At 58.4% G+C, this 21,515-nt stretch carries 15 protein-coding genes; 5 read left to right on the top strand and 10 right to left on the bottom strand.

What is annotated here, in order from left to right; genetic code table 11:
- Positions 1-401: 401 nt before the first annotated feature.
- Both C7534_RS03365 and C7534_RS03360 read left to right on the top strand, forming a co-directional pair.
- Positions 402-3,518, top strand: coding sequence for a transglycosylase domain-containing protein (locus C7534_RS03365; RefSeq protein ID WP_046026579.1), 3,117 nt, complete (start codon positions 402-404; stop codon positions 3,516-3,518).
- 153 nt (positions 3,519-3,671) lie between these two features.
- Positions 3,672-8,702, top strand: a complete 5,031-nt coding sequence (locus C7534_RS03360; protein ID WP_109785004.1) for an NEL-type E3 ubiquitin ligase domain-containing protein — start codon at positions 3,672-3,674, stop codon at positions 8,700-8,702.
- A 48-nt stretch (positions 8,703-8,750) separates the two neighbouring features.
- Here the strand turns inward: C7534_RS03360 and C7534_RS03355 are convergent, their stop codons facing one another.
- The 7 genes from C7534_RS03355 to C7534_RS03325 form a co-directional block, all read right to left on the bottom strand.
- A complete protein-coding gene (locus C7534_RS03355; RefSeq protein ID WP_109785003.1) occupies positions 8,751-9,968 on the bottom strand; it encodes a hypothetical protein in 1,218 nt (405 codons plus the stop codon).
- A 39-nt stretch (positions 9,969-10,007) separates the two neighbouring features.
- Entirely contained in the window at positions 10,008-11,267 is a 1,260-nt protein-coding gene (locus C7534_RS03350; protein ID WP_109785002.1) for a hypothetical protein, read from the bottom strand.
- Between the two features lie 48 nt (positions 11,268-11,315).
- Positions 11,316-12,242 carry a hypothetical protein gene (locus C7534_RS03345; RefSeq protein WP_256594747.1) on the bottom strand — a complete coding sequence of 309 codons (927 nt, stop codon included), beginning with the start codon at positions 12,240-12,242 and terminating at the stop codon, positions 11,316-11,318.
- A gap of 352 nt (positions 12,243-12,594) precedes the next feature.
- The gene (locus C7534_RS03340) at positions 12,595-13,092 is read right to left on the bottom strand and encodes a CS1 type fimbrial major subunit (protein WP_371916699.1); all 498 of its coding nucleotides are present in this window, start codon (positions 13,090-13,092) and stop codon (positions 12,595-12,597) included.
- Positions 13,093-13,101: 9 nt separating this feature from the next.
- Positions 13,102-13,842, bottom strand: coding sequence for a pilus assembly protein (locus C7534_RS03335; RefSeq protein WP_109785000.1), 741 nt, complete (start codon positions 13,840-13,842; stop codon positions 13,102-13,104).
- Between the two features lie 40 nt (positions 13,843-13,882).
- Positions 13,883-16,405 (bottom strand): TcfC E-set like domain-containing protein, encoded by a 2,523-nt coding sequence (locus C7534_RS03330; protein ID WP_109784999.1) that lies wholly within the window; start codon positions 16,403-16,405, stop codon positions 13,883-13,885.
- A 112-nt stretch (positions 16,406-16,517) separates the two neighbouring features.
- Positions 16,518-17,003 carry a CS1 type fimbrial major subunit gene (locus C7534_RS03325; RefSeq protein ID WP_046026586.1) on the bottom strand — a complete coding sequence of 162 codons (486 nt, stop codon included), beginning with the start codon at positions 17,001-17,003 and terminating at the stop codon, positions 16,518-16,520.
- Between the two features lie 489 nt (positions 17,004-17,492).
- Here C7534_RS03325 and C7534_RS03320 point away from each other — a divergent pair, with 489 nt between their 5' ends.
- A complete protein-coding gene (locus C7534_RS03320) occupies positions 17,493-18,071 on the top strand; it encodes a PadR family transcriptional regulator (RefSeq protein WP_046026587.1) in 579 nt (192 codons plus the stop codon).
- Entirely contained in the window at positions 18,068-18,853 is a 786-nt protein-coding gene (locus tag C7534_RS03315) for a siderophore-interacting protein (protein WP_109784998.1), read from the top strand. Before C7534_RS03320 ends, C7534_RS03315 begins: the two co-directional genes overlap by 4 nt.
- A gap of 69 nt (positions 18,854-18,922) precedes the next feature.
- Here C7534_RS03315 and C7534_RS03310 read toward each other — a convergent pair whose 3' ends face one another.
- The 3 genes from C7534_RS03310 to C7534_RS32505 all read right to left on the bottom strand — a co-directional run bounded on the left by C7534_RS03310 (position 18,923) and on the right by C7534_RS32505 (position 20,082).
- Entirely contained in the window at positions 18,923-19,597 is a 675-nt protein-coding gene (locus tag C7534_RS03310) for a Pr6Pr family membrane protein (RefSeq protein WP_109784997.1), read from the bottom strand.
- Positions 19,598-19,599: 2 nt separating this feature from the next.
- Complete coding sequence (locus C7534_RS03305) at positions 19,600-19,830, bottom strand: VF530 family DNA-binding protein (RefSeq protein WP_046026590.1); 231 nt, start codon at positions 19,828-19,830, stop codon at positions 19,600-19,602.
- 93 nt (positions 19,831-19,923) lie between these two features.
- Positions 19,924-20,082 carry a hypothetical protein gene (locus C7534_RS32505; protein WP_158283918.1) on the bottom strand — a complete coding sequence of 53 codons (159 nt, stop codon included), beginning with the start codon at positions 20,080-20,082 and terminating at the stop codon, positions 19,924-19,926.
- Positions 20,083-20,121: 39 nt separating this feature from the next.
- On the opposite strand from C7534_RS32505, the gene C7534_RS03300 reads away from it, so the two are divergent.
- Positions 20,122-21,504 (top strand): carbohydrate porin, encoded by a 1,383-nt coding sequence (locus C7534_RS03300; protein WP_046026591.1) that lies wholly within the window; start codon positions 20,122-20,124, stop codon positions 21,502-21,504.
- Positions 21,505-21,515: the final 11 nt, after the last annotated feature.

Here is a 21,515-nt window from a genome sequence, read left to right as displayed (position 1 = left end):
TATTAACTGGCTAAAGGCGATTACACTCGCCCCTGAAACGGCGGCGAGTATTGCACAGCATTGGTGCATCGTCATGCACTTGCCTAAACCTTATTTACTGCTGAACAGCTCTAGATCAAGCCTCTTCAGCCACAACACCACCGCCCCCTGGTAGCAGCTGCCGAAGGCTGCGTTCGACTGCGTAGCAGTCGTAAAACAGACACCGCGGCTTTCCAGACAAATTGAAATTGCAGGATTGGCGACTGCTGCGCAGTCGAACGCAGCCTTCGGCAGCTGCTACAGGGATTTGTGTGGATACAAAAAAATAGGCGATAACCTTGTCCACAATTTTTTCACCTTTGCCAACCACCGTCTAAGCTTCAGACAAGTCAGATCAATCTGCGTGAATGGATCAATCGGCTATGGGCGCTTTGTGGCAAACCGATACGAGTAAAACTGTGGTCCCGACTGAACGAGTGGATGAAGCGCCTTTACCTGAAAAACCCCGTACCAGTCGTGTCAAACACGGCTGGAAGGCGTTTTGGTTGTTGTTGCTGATCATTCTGATCGTCGTGGGCCTGGCCGCTGCCAAGGAAATGCGCACGTCGAAATTTCAGGCGCGGGAAGTCAGCAAATTCGCTGCGTCCCTGAGTTACACCCTGGAACCAGGCCCTAGCGATGCGATTCGTTATCCTGGCGCCGGGCCTTTTGATTTGCGTCTGGGCTATAGCTCTCTGAATGAGTTCCTGCCCCGGTTGCTCAAGCGCGACTACGTGATCTCGGCGCAGACCCGTTTTTCCAAAAAGTTGATGGACTACAGCGACAAGGGCCTGTTCGTGCCCTATTCGGAAAAAATCCAGGCCGGGCTGTCGATCACCGATTGCCGCGCGTTGCCGCTGTACCAGTTCAAGTATCCGCAGCAGCTTTATTCAAGCTTTGAATCGATCCCGCCGGTGGTGATCAACAGCCTGTTGTTCATCGAGAACCGTTTCCTGCTCGACCCCAAGCAACCCTTGGCCAACCCCGCCGTGGACTGGCCGCGCTTCGGCATGGCGGCGTGGTCGCAGGTAGCCAAATTGATTCACCTGCCGGGTCAATCGGCGGGCGGCAGTACCCTGGCGACACAGCTTGAGAAGTATCGGCATTCACCCGATGGCCTGACGGTGTCAGGTGCGGAAAAGATCCGGCAGATGATTTCCGCCACCGTGCGCGCCTATCAGGCCGGCCCGGAAACCCTCGATGCCCGGAAAAATGTGGTCCGCGACTACCTCAACAGCGTGCCGCTGTCCGCCGTGCCCGGTCACGGTGAAGTGCATGGCATGGCCGAAGGGTTGCGCGTCTGGTACGGCGCCGACTTCGACAAGGCCAACGAAACCCTGGCCAGCCCAGCCACCGATCCAAAAACGATGGCCGCCAAAGGCCTGGCCCTGCGTGAAATGCTCTCGTTGATGATTGCCCAGCGCCGGCCTTCCCACTACCTGACCAAGGGCCGTGATGAACTGGTCGATCTCACTGACAGCCACATCCGACTGCTGGCACAAAATGGCGTGATCGATGGGCCGTTTGCCGCTGCGGCATTGGCCAGCAAGGTCACTTATCGCGACTGGCAAACCCAGCCGACCATTCAGCCCATTGAAACCAACAAAGGCATCAGCGTGGCGCGCAGTCGCTTGGGCGGCTTGCTCAATCGTCCACTGTACGACCTCGATCGCCTTGATCTGTCTGCCACCAGTACCTTGCAAGGCCAGCTGCAATCCCAGGCCACCGAGTACCTCAAGCACCTGGCCGACCCGGTATTTGCGGCGCAGATCGGCTTGATGGGCGAACGCCTGCTCACCCCCACCAGCACCACCCAGGTGCGCTACAGCTTCACCCTGTTTGAACTGACGCCGGACGGCGCGCGCGTACGCATCCAGACCGACAGCACCGACCAGCCGTTCGACATCAACGAAGGCAGCAAGCTGGAACTGGGTTCCACTGCAAAAATGCGCGTGCTCACCACCTACCTGCAAATCATCTCCGAACTGCACGACAAATATGCCGGGATGACCATTCCAGAGCTGAAAAAAGTCGATGTCCCCGATCAGGACCGACTGAGTCGTTGGGCCGTCGATTACCTGATCGAGAATCAAGATCGCAATCTGCCGGCCATGCTGGGTGCGGCGCTGGATCGCAAATACTCGGCCAGCCCCGGCGAAGCGTTTTTCACCGGTGGCGGGTTGCACGTGTTCCATAACTTTCGCAAGGAAGACAACGGCCGCATCCCTACCCTGCGCGATGCGCTGCGTGAATCGATCAACCTGCCGTTCATTCGGTTAATGCGCGACCTGGTGCGCTACGCCACGTATTCGGGCCCCAACAACAGCGCAGAACTGCTCAAGGACGACCGCGACCCTCGCCGTCAGGAATACCTGGCCGATTTCGCCGACCGCGAAGGCACCTCGTTCCTGCTGAAATTCTGGAAGAAATACAAAAACAAGGACACCCAGGCACGGCTCGACACCTTCCTCGACAGCATGCGCCCGACACCGATCCGTCTGGCGGCGGTCCATCGTTATATGCTGCCGCAAGCCAGTCAGGAAAGCTTCAACACCTTCGTTCGCACGCATCTCAAAGGTGCCAAGCTCACTGAAAAACTCACCGACGAACGCCTGCAACGGCTCTACGAAAGCTATGGTCCCGGCGCCTACGACCTGCCGGACCAGGGCTTCATCGCCAAGGTCCACCCGCTGGACATGTGGTTGATGGGCTACCTGCTGAACAACCCCGACGCCAAGTGGGGCCAGATCGTCAAGGCCAGTCAGTTCGAACGTCAGGAAGTCTATAGCTGGCTGTTCAAAAGCAAGCACAAGGGCGCCCGCGACAGCCGCATCCGCACCATGCTCGAGATCGAAGCCTTCCTGGACATTCACCAGCGCTGGCAGAAAGTCGGCTACCCCTTCGATCATCTGGTGCCGTCGCTGGCCACCGCCATCGGTAGCTCTGGCGACCGTCCGGCGGCGCTGGGCGAGTTGATCGGGACCATCCTCAACGATGGCGTGCGCATGCCGACACTGCGCATCGACACGCTGCATTTCGCGGCCAACACCCCGTATGAAACCAAGTTGATCAACGACCCGGTCGTGGGCAAACGGGTGATGCCATCCGAAGTCGCCACGGCCATGCGCGAAGCCTTGTCGCAAGTGGTGGATGCCGGTACGGCAAAACGTGTGTCCGGCAGTTTCACATTACCCAATGGCAAACCCCTGGCCATGGGCGGCAAGACCGGGACGGGTGACAACCGCATTGCGGCCATTGGTTCCGGCGGCCGGGTGCTGAGCTCCAAATCCCTCAATCGCACGGCGACCTTCGTGTTCTACATCGGCGACAACCATTTCGGCACCCTCACCGCTTTCGTGCCGGGTCGCTCGGCCGAAACGTTCACGTTCACTTCAGCACTGCCGGTGCAAGTGCTCAAGGGCATGGCGCCGATTCTGATGCCCTACCTGCAACCGGGAAGTAACACCGGGTGCCTGCCTGTCGAGGTGGCACGGCGTTGATTGACGAGGGTGGTAATTAAATATTTTCGACATCGATAAAATTAATGATGCGCAAGTACGCACACTGACTTAACAGCAGTAATTCAGACTTTTACTTTTAACGTTGGAGGGTAGGCTGGAGCCTTCTTTCAACGTTTAAGGTTTATTAAAACAATGACTGACCCACAAGGACGTACTGCCAATAACAAAGGCCGCCATTATGACTTTATAACAAGTCGAATCCCTGCCCCGCTCAAAGAAGTTTCACCCCAGAGGATCAAGACGCTAAGCGCTGCCCGCACAGACCGCGGGCACTGGACAACCGCCGCTTCACCGTCCAGTCATTCTTTATTGAAAGCGGCCAGCCTGAAACTTTGGGCATCACAAAACAAAGTGGACTTAATGCTTGATGAGTTACAGGATATTTATACATTTGCCGAACCCTTATTAAGCGCCGCCTTAAAAGAGCAGTACGGGATCAACGACAACACAAGAACAACTTACTTACATCTTTATTTACCCAAAGAGCGTCCCTGGTATGCCATCAACCTATCGGGGGGCGTTGTCGTTCGCAATGTTTCGCTACTGGACGCCGCCTTGCATAACTTCGCCCGACACGAAACCTGCGAAGCGGCCTCCGATTTCATCACCCAGCCCGACGAGCGAGGGCTGTTCGATATCAAGCCGATCAAACGCAAAATGTCCATTGCCCAATTCCAGACCCTGTGCCGCGAACTGGACATTGGCGCGCGGTACACCAAGCACCTTGAAAGCACTTTGTTGCCGGACGATGCGCTCGCCAAGACGTACCTGAAACACAAAGTGCTCGACAACCAGAAAGCCGCGTTCATCGCCGCGACACACCTGGCGGTGATGACTGGCGACATCGTCGCCGATACCCGTGATCTAGTGCTTGCGATGCTCGATGGCCAGCGCAATCTCACCCTCAAAGGCAAGATTGTGCAATTCGCCGAGATGGCCCTCATGGACACGCCATTGACCGGCATCGTGCTGATATCGCCTGATCTGGAACAGGCGAGCGATGTCTCAAGGATCATTGCGTACGTTCCCCATGACCCCGAGCATCCGCTCAAGGAATACGCCTCGGTCACCGACTTCATGAATGAACTGACTCGCCAGTTGCGTGACAACGCCTTCATCGAGTCGTCGCAAATGACCTATCGCCAGTACTTCAGCCAGTTTGTCGATCAGCCACAGCGAGGGCATTTTTTTGCCGGCCTCCAGGCCCGTCTGTTCGAGACGCAGATCCATAAAAAAGGGCCGTTCGATCAGCGTCCGACGTGGCGAGAGGAGCCCATATCCACTCCCAATCTGCGTATTGACGTCACACCGGTCACCGGTGATTTCTGGCCCCGTCTCTACCAGCGAAAACTTAACAAGATCCTCAATGACGCCCGGCACATTGCTGTCTCTACCGCCGACGCAGACAGCAACGCGCGCTGGGCCTGGTGGGACAACTTCAAGAAAGTCGTTTCGGACATTTTCAACGTGGCCCTGATGATCGTCACGCCGTTCGTGCCGGGCCTGGGTGAACTGATGATGGTGTATACGGCGTACCAGCTCACAAGCGAGGTCATCACGTCCATTGTGGACCTTGCCGAAGGGCAGTTTACCGAAGCCGCCGAGCATATCGTCGGGGTGGTCACGGACGTCATCCAGCTCGCGGCTTTTGCCGCCGGCGCACAGATTGGCCAGCTTGTACGATTGAAACTGTCGCCCTTGGTCGAAGGCATGAAACCGGTGCAATTGCCCGATGGCCGACAGTATCTGTGGCACCCCGACCTCACACCGTACGAACAACCGAACCTCAAGTTGCCTGCCGACTCAATCCCCGACGAACAAGGTCTGCACGCCCTCGACGGTCAACGCATCCTGGCGCTGGAGAACAAGCACTACGCCGTGCAGCAGGACCCACGCACGGGCACCTGGCGCGTCAAGCATCCGAGCCGCACCGACGCTTATCAACCCGCGCTGAAACACAACGGCGTCGGCGCCTGGAGCCATGAAGCCGAGAATCCGCGCGAGTGGGAAGGCTCGACCTTGATGCGTCGTCTGGGGCACAGCGTGGCGGACCTGAGCGATGCGCAACTCGAGCAAATCCGCAGCATCAGTGGTACCCAGGACAACGCCCTGCGCCGGATGCATGTCGACAATGCCCCGCCCCCGCCATTGCTGAGCGATAGCCTGCAACGCTTCAGAATTGGCCGGGACGTGGCCCACGCCATTGCAAAGATCCGGACCGGCCAACCGCTTTCCGCCACGTCCTATTGGTTCGAGCCGCTGCCAACGTACCTGGAGGGCTGGCCTGTGGACAAGGCATTGAAGGTGTACCAGGACGCCGACTTGAGCGGCAGCTTTCGCCAGTATGGCAACCCCGACGCCGGCCCTGGGCAAACCCTTTCCACCAGCGTGGCTCACGTGCTGAGCGGCAAGTTTGCGCACAGCCTTCTTGCGTTTCTTGACGAAGCGGAACTCAACAACCTGTTCGGCCACCCACTGCCCGCCGCTGAGCGCCTGCAAACCCTGCGCAACCTGTTGGCCGATGAAGCCCGCAAACTGGAGGTGGAGATTTTCAACCTGCAGTACCAGGCCAGCCAAACCGTCGACAACCCTCGTCTTCGCCTGCTGACGCGCCACTTTCCAGACCTGCCCGTCAGCGCTGCCGACAAACTGCTGGCCGGCGCCAGCCGCATCGATGTGCAACGAATGGACACCGAGCGAAGTTTGCCATTGACGCTGAAAAGCGAGGCCCGCGAGGCGGCCTTCGAAGCACGCGCCAGCCATGCCTACGCCGGGTTGTTCGATGACGCACAGCTGACAGCCGATACCGAACGCCTGGTGCTGAACGCGCTCAGGATCCACGCCGACACCTTTGGTGATTTGCGCATCGACATCCGCGACGGCACCTCTGACGGACCACTGCGCTGCCGTGTGGGCAGTGACGAGGCGAAGACGGTTCGGCTGCTGATTCGAGACGAGTTCGCACGCTACGCTGTCAGCGGCGGCTCCAGCCCCGTGCCGTTCGAGAACTTCTATGACGCCGTGCTCCGGGCACTGCCGGCACAGGCACGAGCCCGATTGGGTTACCGCACGGGCCAGGGGCGGATGTTCAAACAATGGGTAAAAGCCAAAACCGAGGCGCCCGGCGAACGACGCACCGCGTTGCTCGAACCGCCGATCTTGCCCAGCGCCGCCCCGCAGACCCAGTTGCTGCTGCGCGGCCCCGCCCTGTCCCGGGCCGGCACGACCCCGTTGGAACGGGTGCAGGATTTGTACCCTCATTTTAGCGAGCGGGAGACCACCCGCTTCGTCAGGTCACTGGGGCCGATTGACGAGGCACTGGCGACGCTTGATCGCCTGGAACGCGACCTGGACAATCTGCGCGTGCTGCTGAATCAATGGCGCTATCAGCAACCGGAAGGCTGGGGACCCGGCGCAAATTCTTTCAGGGACAAGGGTGGTCTGCACATTAGCGAACGCCTCATCAAATGTTTCGAAAGGAAGTCGACCGTCTTCGGTGAGCGCAGCACCACCCTTGATGCAGGCTACGCACTCGATCTGTCGACAGAGTTCAGTCAATACAACCTTGAGCTGTGGTGGAAAAAACGGCCCGACCTCAAGTACTACCTCGATCAGGTCAGCAGCCTGAACCTGGATCACACGGGGTTTTCTGCCTCCGCCGATGGACTGCTGCGAGACTTTCCACGGGTTTCACAGCTGAGCGCCAGAGGCTGCCGGCTGACCCGGTTGCCGGATGGCGTCGGCAAAATGCACCTGATGCGCTCGCTGCGTCTGACCGACAACCAGATCAGGCTGACACCCGCAGCAGTCGAACAATTGAGCAACCTCACCCGCCTGGAAACCCTGCGCCTTGATGACAACCCGCAACTGGGCCTGCTGCCGGACGTGGGGCGCATGCCGAAACTGGGCATCCTGAGTTTGAGCCACACGGGGGTGAAGGCCTGGCCCGAGGGCTTGTTTAATAAAAAACGGCCGCGAGGTTTTTTCCTCGACTTGAGGGACAACCCGCTGGCACAGATACCGGACGTCGTACCCGGCTCCGACGACGCACTGCTGGTGGCGCGTACCCGGCTCAACGTACGGGATCTGTCGGAGGCGAACCGTATTGCCTATCACGACTATCGACGGTCCGTGGGGCGCAACCCCTACCAGACTTACTCACCCGCTGCCGAGCGCGCCATCGATCAATGGCCGATGTCCGACGACAGCCGTTGGTGGAACAAGACCGGCGGGCTGGGCACCTTCAGAGAAGAAGCCTGGCACGCGCTAATGGGCGAGCCTGGCGCAGAAGGCTTCTTCGAGATTATCCAGCGCCAGACGCTGTCCGGCGACTATCGGGCCGGTGGGGAGATGCGCCAACAACTCAGCAACCGAGTCTGGCGCATGATCGAGGCCATGGATCTGGACAGCGAACTTCGCCAGGAACTGTTCGAGATCGCGACCGCGCCCACCACCTGCGCCGATGCAGGGGCTCAGGTGTTCAACAACATGGGGATCAAGGTGCTTGCCAGCGAAGCGAACGCCCTGTCGACATCGACCACGATGCTGGAAAACCGCTTGGTGACCTTGGCCAAAGGTGCCGCTCGCCTGGAACACGTGGACGACGTGGCCCGCGCCGATTTTCGTAGCCGTGCCGGCACCCCGGATGAAGTCGAGGTCTTCCTCGCCTATGAAACCGGGCTCGCCCAACGCCTGGGTTTGCCGTGGCAATCCCGGACCATGCTTTACCGGCCCACGGCCGGCGTCGACGAGGCCATGCTCGAACAGGCTTTTGACACGGTCATTTCACTGGAGCAAGGAGACGGGCTGGTGAACGCGATGATCGAGCAACCGTTCTGGGACAAATACCTGAGGGCGACTTATTCGGACGCTTACAGCCGAAACACTCGTTTTTATGCGACCAAGTCCGACCTGCTGGAACAACTGCGCACGGCTCAACGGAACTGGGCACGCTCCATTGGCCACCCCGATGCGCAGCGCAGAGTGCTCAGAAAAACACTGCTCGACCTCGCGCAGCAAATTCCCGTGGCACAAAGCGAGCTGTTGAACGAAGGCGTCATGCCCGATGCCACCTATGACCGATTGCTCAATGATATCGGTTATCGGGAGAAGGAATTGAGCCGGCGCCTGACTCGCGAGGCGTTGAACAAGGCCGGGCTGTAAACGAGCAGGACCCTGAGTGTCCTGAGGTCCTTGGGCCTCAGGATTCAATCACCCCACCTCTGAATCCCAAATGACCGTGACCTGGCCCCAATAGTTACGGGCAGTTCTCGGATTGAGCATTTCCTGCACGTCCTCCGAGCCCACTTCAAAGTGAAGGGTGCCGGGCTTGCGATCCAGATAAAAGCCAGGCTGGAAAAGATCGGTGCCACTGCCGTTGAGCAACAGTGGACGACGATTGACCGGCTGTCCCGTCCCGTCGGTCAGGCCGTTGGGCAAGGTCACGCCGACATCGAGCGCCACCGTGTGCCCCGATGCCGGTTCCCGCAACGCGCAGGTATTGCCGCTGACGTACTGGCATTCCAGGTTCATCTTGAAACGGCTGGATGCCGACAGGTTAAACGTCTGGTCACGGAACAGCCGCACAGGCTTACGCCCCTGAGTCAGCCAGGCCTGCCAGCCCCCCTGCGGAACCAGTTCGACGCGATTGCCGCCCGGTGGAATCTCGACTTTCAACGTGTGTTCGACCAGCAGCGTGAAATTGAGGGTGATCAGATCATCGTCAGGCAACATGAGATCACCCATGTCGAAATCCCGGTACGGCCCGACGGTGTAACTCGATATGCCCCGGTAGATACCCGCCGTCATCTTGAGCGGGTTGGGCGTGATTAGCTCATAGGAAAACCCGGTGTTCTCATAAGCAAACGAAAGGGTCTCGGCAATTGTCTTCTGTGCCTGCTTGGCGCACACACCTGCATCGGCCGGTACTCTCCAGAAGAACGCGTAATACAGGGCGTTACCATAGCCAACGCCACCATATTGGCAGGGGGCAGGCGCGTAAACCCACGCACTTTGCCAAACAGCTTCGGGAAGCGGGGCGTTGTTCGTGTAGGCCGCACCGATACCGTTGACCCGCATTCTGACCGTCTCGGCTTCTCCGGTCTCTTCATGGAGAACCGTGATGTCCTTCCAATATGAAGGCACACGAAACATCGGGCCCTGGCGTTCATCATGCAACGCCTGGATAGGTGCGACCGACCTGAAGCGAATGGGCAGGGCGATGCTGAACACGCCGTTGTCACAATACTCCGGGTGATCCCCGCAATACCCTCCTTGAGGTGTTTTGTTTTCGAAAGAATTTTGCATGGGGTTTGCCGGATCTGGCCGGAATACCGCCGTCATATCCACGGTTGCCGCGCTTGCCGACGCAGCGAACGCGCCTGCCAGAGCCAGCGTACTCAAGCGGCTCGCCGTCGTTGCCCTATTCATGTTTCATACACTCCCTGTCACCGCGTATAACGCGAGTATCTAAACATCCGAATCCCAGATCACCGCCACACTGCCTGAGTACTGCCGCGCCTGACCCGGATGAATCATTTCGCCAACTTCCGCGGCGGGGATTTCGAAGTGCAGCGTTCCCGGTTTGCGGTCCACATAAAACCCCGGTTGGAATAACGCCGTACCGCTGCCATCGATCCGTAGCGGCCGGCGATCCACTGCTTGCCCGGCTGCGTCCGTCAACCCATGGGGCAGGCTGACACTGACGTTCAGCGGCACGGCGTGTCCGGAAACCGGTTCCACCACTCCACACGTGCGGCCATCGTGGCTGTACTGGCATTCCATCTTCATTTTGAAGCGCGAACTGGCGGAAATATTGAACGTCTGGTCCCGGAACAGCCGAGTCGGTTTGCGCCCTTTCGTCAACCAGGACTGCCAGCCGCCCTCGGGAACCAGTTCGACGCGGTTCCCCCCAGGCGGTACATCGACTTTCAGGGTATGGCTGACCTCAAGGGAAAAGTTAAGGGTCAACACGGAGTCACTGGGAATCATGACATCGCCCATGTCGAAATCCTGGCCCGGGCCAACCGTGTAGGAAATAACGCCGGTGTAATCGCCCGACGCCATTTTCAGCGGATCGGGCGTACGCAATTCGTACCCGAAAACGATGTACTGATAACGAAAGGACAAAGGAATGTCGAACTTCGCCTTTTTGCTACAAACACCCGCCCCGACGGGGACGACCCAGAAGCTGTTATAGCCAAAGTTGCCGACGGTGCCCCACCCCACTCCTACGCAGGGTGCAGGCGCGTACAACCAGCGCCCGCCTTCCCATAAATCGTCCCAGGTCCCGCCACCCGTCAATTCGGAAATGGACCTCGGTAGCAACGATTCATGACCAATCGCGGCAATCCGCACCTGCAGCGTTGTGACGTCCCCCGAACTGTGTGTCACGGACACATCGCGCCAGTCGGACGGCACCCGGGCCATGCCGCCCTGGCGAGGGTCCGTATGATTGGCGAGGATTGGCGCATTGGCCGTATATGGAATGCGGGCGATAAGGCTGAACAGTTTCAAGGGCGCGCAGGCCTGTGGAACTTGAGCGCAAAATCCCTCGGAAGGTGTTTGATTAGTGAATTGATTTTTTTGCGGGTTCGCCGAATCCGGCTGGAATGTCGCGCGGATATCGTGTACTTCCGCCACTGCCGGGACAGAAAAAACGACAACCAGTAACCCTGTCCATACGCCACGTTTTATCGTCCGGTGTCCTTGCCGGGCTGAATCATCCATCGTCTCTTCTCCACAAATCACTTGCACCAGCATCGGGTGATGGCGCGTCTAAATGTCCGAATCCCAGATCACGGTCACACTGCCTGAGTACTGCCGTGCCTGACCCGGATGAATCATTTCGCCCACTTGCGTGGCGGGGATTTCGAAGTGCAGTGTTCCGGGTTTGCGGTCTACGTAAAATCCTGGCTGGAACAACGTTGTACCGCTGCCGTCGAGCCTCAGAGGGCGACGATCCACCGCTTGCCCATCGGCGTCCGTCAACCCATGGGGCAGGCTGACACTGACGTTCAGCGGCACGGAGTGTCCGGAAATCGGCTCCAGCACTGCACACGTGCGGCCCTCGTGGCTGTACTGGCATTCCATCTGCATCTTGAAGCGCGAACTGGCGGAAATATTGAACGTCTGGTCGCGAAACAGCCGCGTCGGTTTGCGCCCTTGCGTCAACCAGGACTGCCACCCCCCCTGGGGCACCAGTTCAACGCGATTGCCGCCCGGCGGCACGTCAACCTTGAGGGTGTGCTGGACGTCCAGCGTGAAGTTCAATGTCAGGGTTGAACTGCTGGGCATCATGATGTCACCCATATCGAAATCCATTCCGGGACCGACGGTATACGTCCAGTCGCCGGTATACAGGCCGGACGACATGCCCAAAGGATTAGGCGTACGCAGTTCATAGCCGATCTGCATCTTGTCGTAACTCAAGTTCGAAATACGATAATTGGCGGTTGCCGCGCATTCACTCGCAAGCGGTGTCATCCAGAAAAAAGTTCGATTGGCCGGTGCGGTGTACATACCTCCCGTCGGCTGGCAGGGAGCGGGTGGATACCATGTCCAGTCGCCCCATAAGCGTGTGTGCCACCCCTGAACGCTGGTGGGCTCGCCTTCACCCACAAGGTTTTCAGCGGTATCCGGAAGGATGTAGCGGCCACCAATCGACGCTATGCGCACTTCCAGTTCGGAATACTCATTAGTCACGGCGTTCCTGACACGCAGCACTTGCCACTGACCTGGCACTCGAAAAAATGCACCTTTACGCGAATCTGAGTGCCGCGCTTCGATGGGCGCGACGGACACAAAATCAATGGGCGCCAGTAGAGAAAACAGCCCCTTCTCTTTGCAAAATTCCGGTTGAAGCTGGCAATGTCCGGTAACAGGCGTTTGATTGATGAACTTGTTATCCATGGGTCTCGAAGGATCAGGCCGAAACACCGCGCTGATATCCATGGACGCACTCATCACCGGCTCGATCCCCCATCCAAGCGTCGCAATTGCCCAAACAATAAGGCTCGGAACTCTTACGGTGTTTTTCGTTTTCATTTTCTATCACTCAGCCACCGGGCATGACCGCATTGAAAATCATGTTGACGTTGCCAAAATAATTGCCGGGCTTGTAAACCCCGTCGGCCGGCGGCACCGGGACGATTTCCAGCACCACCCGTTTGCCCGCAATGGCGTCGGCCATGGACACCACCTCGCTGTTTTCCGCGTCGTTCAACAATGTGCCGTTGAACAGCACGCGTAAGCCGATGTCATGGGCTTCGGTGCCATTGGATAGATAGGGTCGGCCTTCGAGCCGGGCCTCGATCGAGCCTGCTTCGTTCTTCACGTCGAAAAACTTGCGCAAACCACCCAGTGTCGATGCCGTCAGGTTCCATGGCAGTTGCTGCTCACGATGAATCCAGCCAGGGTCAGACGGAATCACATAGAACGCCAACGTTGGAATGCTCACGAACACATCGAAATGGTGGGACTCCCTGGCGGCAAACGCCGTGCTCGAAACCCATGCACCGATGAGCACGGGGAGTATTTTTTTCAACATAGTCATCACCCGGGCTCAACCCTTTACGTCCAGTTTTTTGCTGCTTTCACCTTCAACCAAGGTGAAGCGGTACTCGCGACCAGCCTGTTTTTCAAACTGAAACGTCCGGCCGGCGAGGATGTGATGCTTGGTCGTCGGCTGGCAGTCCTGTTCGTTTTTTACCGAGCAGTCCTTGAACTCGTCGATCACCACCACCGTGTTGCCGTTGTTGCGAATGCGGTAAAGAGCCGCCGCGTTTTCAATCACGCTTTCATAGCGCGTGTGCTTGGGCCGCACGAAAAACACCGCGCCGTAACCGGCCAGGACGTTGACCCCGGCCGAGAGGGTTTTCTTGTAGGCATCGCGTTCTTCACTGGAAACGGCGAACTCATCTTCTTTCTCCGGCACCACCGGTACGAAACGCACGCGGAAATAGCGCTCCTTGTCCCGTTCACCCATGTACAGCAATCGCGTGCCCTGCATGCCATTGGCCGGCACGATCAGCCGCGCCGGGCTGGCCATCAGGCCGTCGCGGGCACTGCCGTCGGCCTGGGTCTTGAGCGGTACTTCCTGTGATTTGCCCTGGGCGTCATAGAGGATTTCAAGAATGTTGACCTTGACGAACGCAGTGCTGTCGCCGCCGTTGAAAACCCGCTTCAGGTAGGTACTTTTATCGCCGTCCAGATAGTCGTAGACGGTGCCGATATTGATGCTCGGCGTAGCGTGTGCCGTTTGGGTGAACAAACAAAAACCAAATAGTGCCAACAGACGTTTCATCGTCCCTTACCTCGTTGATTAATCGCGTTGTGCCGGACCATCAGCCCGCCGTCCGGGCCATGAAAGTCGCATCCGCCAATGTGTCCGGTGTGCACCGCAGGTCCCCGATCATCAGCACGTTGTTTTCCGTGCGAGCGCTGCTCGGGTCGAGGCGGAACTGGCACAGCAACTGATTGCCGTGGCGCACTTCCAGGGTCGGTGAGCCAGCGTTCATTTCCATGGAGAAGAAGCCGTCGACTTCACTCACGCCGCGACTGGCGTGGTTGATGATGTGGTGCCCCTTGAGCGGGTTGCCCTGGGGGTCGATCAAGCGTCCGAGTACGGTGAGGGTGCTCATCACGCGGACCTGGCGATATTCCACGCCGCCCTTGTTCAGGTGATAGCTGGAGCGCGCCGGCTGGATGGTCGCGGCGGGCACATGGTTGCCCTCGAAGTCGAAACTGACCGAACTGCTTTTGTAGGCCGTGATGGGGACAAAGTTGCGACCCGGTTTGAGTACCGCACTGCCGCCGCTCAAATCGTCGGCGCGCAGGGTGATGCCCGCGATGTCCGATTCGACATCGATGATCATCCCGGCACCGTTGCGGTGGTACTGGCTGGTCACGACCATTTTTTCGCCGCCGACGGCCACGGTGCTGTCCAGGTTCAGGCCGCCGGTGAAGTCGTTGTTGAAAGACGAACGCTGGACAAACCCGTCGCCGTTGACCAGGTCCGAATGCATCGTCCCCATCGCATTCAAACCGATGCCATAGGTGTCGGTGATGGCGGTCGCCGACACGCTCTGCAAGAGATGCCCCTGCAGGTCTTTGCGGTAAGTGATCGAGGCGTTGTTATCCCGCCCGCCCTCACGCGCGGTGCGTGAGCCGATGCTGCCGGAGAGCTGTTCGCCGGGGCCACCCAAAGCAATGTTGACGCTCAGGTCGACGCCACGATTGCGGTCGTCCCCCGAACTCACGCTGCCTGGCCGGTCGAACAGTGACAATCGCCAGTTGGCATCGCTGCCGAACAGTCGGGTGCGCTGGGTCCATCCCAGATCCACCCCCGTGCCTTCGGTATTGCCCTCGCTGTGGGACACCCGCGCGTTGACCGAGGTCTTGCTGGTCAATCGATGGTTGAGCGACAACGAAGAGTTGCTGGTCTGACCAACGAACACATTGCGTTGTCGCACTCGCGTTCCGTCCGGCAAGGTGTCGTAGAGCCGCGTCGTGTCGAGCCAACTGCGGTTGTGGCTGGCGACGACGCTGCCACTGCCGTAGGAATACAGCCCCTGCACGTCGAGGCCGGTGCCGTAGTCTTCGGTTTGATAAATGTTGGCGTAGAGGCTGGCATTGTTGACGATGGCCCAGTCGACCGACGTGCCGTACTGCAAGCTGTCACGCACCTGGCGCCCGTTCAGGCCGACGATCACCCGCGGATGCAACAAGTAGTTGACCGCCGCGCCGGCGGTCATGTCGCCATCGTCCTGCTCGTCCCAGTTACTGAGCACCTTGGACTCGCGCCCCGCGAACAGGTTGTAGCGCCAGCGCTCGTCATGGTTACGCCAGTTGTTGGGCTTGTAGACCAGCTCTTGGGTGCTGGAGGTGATTTGACCGTCTTCGATCAGACGCACTTCCACTTCGTAGATCCCGCCCGGTAACGGTCGGGTATCGAGGGTCTGCAAGCCGGCCGGCATCGCCTGGGTATTGATCAGCAAACCGTCGCGATAGATTTCCACCGACCCCTGGCGGTTGGCGGTGACGTAGATCGGATACACCGCCGGTTTCGGATTGTTGATGGCCAGGCTGTCGGAGCTGCCGTACATGACCCCCACCGCCGTATCGGGGCTGGTACCAAAGGTGCGCGGTTGCCGACTCAGCCCTTCGGACGAAGGGGTGAAAAGGCCCAGTCGCAGAAAATTGCCTTCCAGTTCTCGCTGGGTGTACAGCTCATTCACCGCGTGAAACAACTCGTCATCCATCCCGCCGAGTCGGGACAGCTGAACATTCACAGCCTGAGTCCAGTTGCCCAGGCTGCTGCTGGCTTCAAGACCATAGCGCCCGCCCAGGTCCTGGTTCTGCCCGCCGTTGAGGTTCAACTGATTGCGCACGATCAGGCCGGTGCTGCCGCCTTCGGGCAACGTGTAGTAGCGCTGCGCCGTCTCGTCGCGTTCGGCGTTTTGCGTCAGGATCGAAACCAGTGAGTTTTCCAGGCTGTAATGCACCGCCAGCAGTTGCTCCGGGCACGACCCCTGGCAGCCTCCCAGTGCGACACCTTGCTTGAGATAATTTGCCCAGGTCTCGCGCTCGCTGGGCTTGATAGTGCTATCGCTGACATCGGTGAAGTCAACTAAGGTGATGCGATCGTCGCGGGATAACACCACCATCGCCTCACCCAGAAACTGTTGGTCAAGTTCCACGCGCACCGCCAGTGGCACATCAAAGAAGTGCTCTTCGAACTCAGACGGCAAACCTTTGGCCTGCGCCAGCAGACTTCGAGGCGTAGACGCGCTATCTGCAGGCGCAGCCAAAGCGGTTGCACAAAAAAACAGGGCAAGCGCCGTCGCGATGTGAGTCATCGGGAACATGAGCGAAATACTCTAGAGATAGTTACGTTAAAACCCGATCGACGGATACTGACTACCCATCGACCGGTGAGCGTTACTTAATAAGGACAACCCTTAAGTCATCTCAGTATTACTAGATGCGCGGGATGGCATCGAAGATCACCACCGGAGTGGCAGTGTAGAAACCCGTTTGAGTGGCGGTGGGTTTAGCGGCGTCAATCACCAGATCAGCCCGCATGCCACCGTTGGACTCGGTATCGCCAACGACTTCCTGGGAAGCGCCGGTCAGGGTAACGCCGTTGAATTTATAGGTCAGTGCGATGTTGTTGCTACCGTTGAACAGGGGTTGCGGACCTCCTTCCACATAGGCGCCGACCGAACCATTGGTGTGCCGAATATCGTACGTCGCACGCAATGGGCTCAAAGTACCGGTCACCAGGTTGTAGGTCATTTTCTCATCTTTACCAAAGTCAGGATTGACCGGTTGGGCGTGGAAAACCTGGGTTGGAATGGTGGCGCTGATGTTGATGGAGGTGCGCGCTTCTTCCGCAGCGAACGCCAGCGAAGAACCAAGTGCCAAGAGTGTCATCGGGACGGCGATTGCAAACTTATTGAGCATTATTGAGTACCTGTCTTTTCAAAGGATTGGGCCGAGAGCAGTCCTAACAAGCCAGCGTCATGTACGAGTTCATCACGAGGCTTAACTTTCGACGCCGGAACATGATCGACCAATCTCTTGGGAAAGTAAGTACGTAACTTCCGAAGAACATGTAGTAACAAGAGCATTCAAACAGAAGGAAAAAAGTCGTAAAAACAGCAATTACGCTGTTCGACTCTCAGACTGATACTACACACAGTTTTAACTAAAAAAGCACACAGACAAGAATGATTAAATATCTGTAAGAACGGCACTACTTATTATTTTTTAACAGCCATTGGTAAGAAATGAACTGTTATTAATTAGTCTAACTACTCTAAAGAAGCAACCGTCACAGCCCTCTTGCGCTTGCAGCGCCCTGCCTCAGTCTTCGACCGCTCGTCCTGGTGCCTTGCATTCCTCATAAGATATATCTTAAGTTGTATCTAAACACGACAGAGAAGACACAAAATGAGAGACCATCATTCCCATCGAGAGCACAACGACAGCCGCGACGGCTTCGAAAAACGCCCAGGTCCTGGCCGAGAACGCGGCGGCCGTGGCCCCCGTGTGTTTGCCCCCGGCGACCTGAAATTGCTGCTGTTGGCACTGATCGCCGAACAGCCCTGCCACGGCTATGACCTGATCCGCCAGATCGAAAGCATGTTCGACGGCGCCTACAGCCCCAGTCCCGGCGTGATCTACCCGACCCTGACTTTTCTTGAAGAAAGCGAAATGATTCTGGGCGACGCCGAGGGCGGCAAAAAACGCTACAGCATCACCGACGCCGGACGTTTGTCGTTGACCGAGCAAGCCATTGCACTGGATGGCGTGCGGATGCGCATCGAAGTCAGCAAACGCTCGCTGCGCGGGCATGACCGCCCGGCCGAGATCCACGAAGCCGTGCACAACTTGCGTCATGCCTTGCAGATGCACCACGGCCGCTGGAGCCCGGAAGAAATCCTGCGGGTACGCGACCTGCTCAATAACACCGCCAAAGCCATTGTCGACGGCCCTGCCGTTCCACCTGTCCGAGAGAAAGCCGAATGACTGAAGTGATCGTGCAATCCATCCACCGCGTCATGCATGAGATCAAACGCCGTCGTCTGGAGGTGTTGCGCGTGGTCGACCTGACGCCACGTATGCGCCGGATTACCCTGGGCGGGCCGGAACTGGCCGGTTTCGTCAGCCTCGGCACCGACGACCACGTCAAACTGTTGTTCCCGCAAAACGCGGCGGAACACGCGGCGCTGGAAACCCTGGTGCTCGGCGCGGGCAAAAACAACGGGCCGATGCCGCCGATGCGCGATTACACACCGCGTCGCTATGACCTTGACACCCTGGAACTGGATATCGATTTCGTGCTGCACGGCGACGGCCCTGCCTCGACCTGGGCCGAGCAGGCCAAACCCGGTCAGTTCCTGCACATCGGCGGGCCACGCGGCTCGATGATCGTGCCGGACATGTTCGACAGCTACCTGCTGATCGGTGACGAAACCGCCCTGCCCGCCATCGCCCGTCGCCTCGAAGGCCTGGCAGCCAATCGTCGGGCGCTGGTGATTGTGGAAGTGGAGAACGGCGCCGAGCAGCAACGTCTGGAAAGCGCCGCGCAGGTCCATGTGATCTGGGTGCTGCGCGAAGGCGGCAAGGACAATCTGCTGACCACCGTGAAGCAACTGCACGTGCCCGGCGGCAATCTGTATGCGTGGGTGGCGACCGAAACCAAGGTGTCACGGCAGATTCGGCGGGTGCTGCTTGATGAGCATGGGCTGAACGAGCAATTCGTCAAAGCCGTGGGTTACTGGCGGCTGGATGACAGCGACGAAGAGTGACCGGCTCTAAGCCCTCTTCGTCGGAGCGCCGCCCGGAGCCGGCTCGCTCCGACGAAGGCGATAGCCCAATCACTGAACATCCAGACTCTTCGCACGACGTCCAAGCCACCGATCCAATCCGATCACCAGCAACGCAATCAACACAAACCCTGCCAACAACCCACCCGCATTCAAAAACACCTGTGGATAACCCAACTTGTCGACGTCTACAAACGGATAGGGATAAACCGCCAACACGTGACCGCGCCACAACACCGATACGAAGTACACCAACGGATAGATCAACCACAACGCGATGTGCCTCAGACGTAACGTGCCCTTGGGCACGCATAACCACCAATAGCCCAGAAACAGCAGCGGCATGATGTCGTGCATCAGCTCGTCGGCCAGAAACTGCCAGCCTTCGGGATGCCACAGATGGCGCAGCAGCAGGCTGTACGCCAGGCCGACCACGGCGATACTCACCACAATCGCACTGCTCACCCACGGCTGCAAAAACCAGCGTCGCGTCGCTGACTCGCGGGATGTCCACTCACAGGTCAATACGGTCGCCACCAGCGTGTTGGTCAGCACCGTGAAGTAACTGAAAAAGCTCACCAGCCCACCGATCAAACTGGCTTCAAGGCTCCAGCGTGAGTAGAGAATCAGGTACAGCTGAATGCTCAGCCCCAGCCACCCCAGTACCGCCGCCACGGCGACAAAACGACGCCTCGTGGCAGAACCCGGCGTCGGTTGGTTAACCATTGTCAGACTGGTCGCTTGGTGCGCATCAATTTTACGTACAAGCGCTCGACCTTCTCCCGCGCCCACGGGGTTTTGCGCAAGAACGTCAGGCTCGACTTGATGCTCGGGTCGCTCTTGAAACAGCGGATATCAATGCGCTCAGCCAGCCCCGACCATTCGTAATGTTCAACCAGGACGTTGAGGATTTGCTCCAGCGTCACGCCGTGCAGCGGGTTGTTGTTCTGTTCGGTCATGCCGGGCCTTCAAGCGGTGAAAGGATGGGAAGCCGCGCACCTTAGCCGAGGGTGTGGTCGGGTGGAAGCGCTCTGTGCGCTATCGCTTGTCCCTTAAATGTAGGTGACCTTGAAAAGATCGCCGCCCGGCACTGTTACCGAATCTGAAATGCTGCATGTCAGGAAAAGCCCTTTCTCTATTTGTAACAGAACATTATCCTTGCGGCCGCCAAGCTGAAACGCTTCCGCTACCTGCTTTACGCCTGCTGCCATCCGTAACTTTCCTAGAAAAAGATCAAGAATTCTCTCTTTATGCCTGATTTCCACACTTCGCGAGACAGCGCTGTCTCACTGCCTGTTGCCCACCGAAAAGCCCTGCGCCTGATCGGCGGATTCACCGCACTGGGCCTCGCCACCTGCACCCAGGCAGCGCCCGCCTTCGATAGCGACTCCCCCTGGATGCTGGGTGACTGGAACGGCACGCGCACCGAACTTTCGGAAAAAGGCTACGACTTCAAAGTCGATTACACCGGTGAAATGGGCAGTAACCTGCACGGTGGCTACGACCATGACCGCACCGCGCGCTACAGCGACCAGTTTGGCCTCGGCACGCACCTGGATTTGCAGAAAATCCTGGGCTGGAACGATGCCGAATTTCAGCTGACCATCACCGAACGCAGCGGCAATAACATCAGCAACGACCGCATCAACGACCCTCGCGTGGGGGGATTCACCTCGGCTCAGGAAGTCTGGGGCCGTGGGCAAACCTGGCGCCTGACGCAGATGTGGTATCAGCAGAAGTTCTTCGACCAAAAACTCGACATCAAGGCCGGCCGCTTTGGTGAAGGCGAAGACTTCAACAGCTTCCCCTGCGACTTCCAGAACCTGGCGTTCTGTGGCTCCCAGGTCGGTAACTGGGCCGGCAGCATCTGGTACAACTGGCCCGTCAGCCAATGGGCGATGCGGGTCAAATATCACCTGACGCCGCAGTTGTACGCGCAGATTGGCGCCTATGAGCAAAACCCGTCGAACCTCGATCGCGACAACGGCTTCAAGCTCAGTGGCAGCGGCACCCAGGGCGCAATCGTGCCCGTGGAACTGGTGTGGTCGCCAACGCTCAACGGCCTGCCGGGCGAATACCGCGCCGGTTATTACTACAGCAGCGCCAGCGCCACCGACGTCTACAAAGACAGCAACGGCCAGCCCGCCGCCCTGAGCGGCGAGGCTTACCGCAGCGCATCGAGCAAGCACGGCGTATGGCTGGGTATTCAGCAGCAAATCACCAGCGTCGCCAGCGATCACAGCCGTGGTTTGAACGTGTTCGCCAACGGCACGATGCACGACAAGAAGACCAATGCCATCGACAACTATGTGCAGGCGGGCGTCGTCTACAAAGGCCTGTTCGATGCGCGCGCCAAGGACGACATCGGCTTCGCGCTGGCCCGCGTCCACGTCAACCCGGCCTATCGCAAAAACGCTGAAGCCACCAATCAGGCGCATGCCGTCTTCGACTATGACGACCCGGCCTTCTTGCCGCCGCAGGACACCGAATACAGCGCCGAGCTCTATTACGGCGTGCATGTGACGAACTGGCTGACCGTGCGCCCGAACCTGCAATACATCCGCCATCCCGGTGGTGTGGATAACGTCGATGACGCGCTGATTGGCGGGATCAAGATCCAGTCGTCGTTCTAAACAACACCCCA

The organism is Pseudomonas sp. OV226, assembly GCF_003148705.1.
GTDB lineage: Bacteria > Pseudomonadota > Gammaproteobacteria > Pseudomonadales > Pseudomonadaceae > Aquipseudomonas.
The sequence above is the reverse complement of the archived record's forward strand: the minus strand, read 5'-3'. Positions and strand labels throughout refer to the sequence as shown.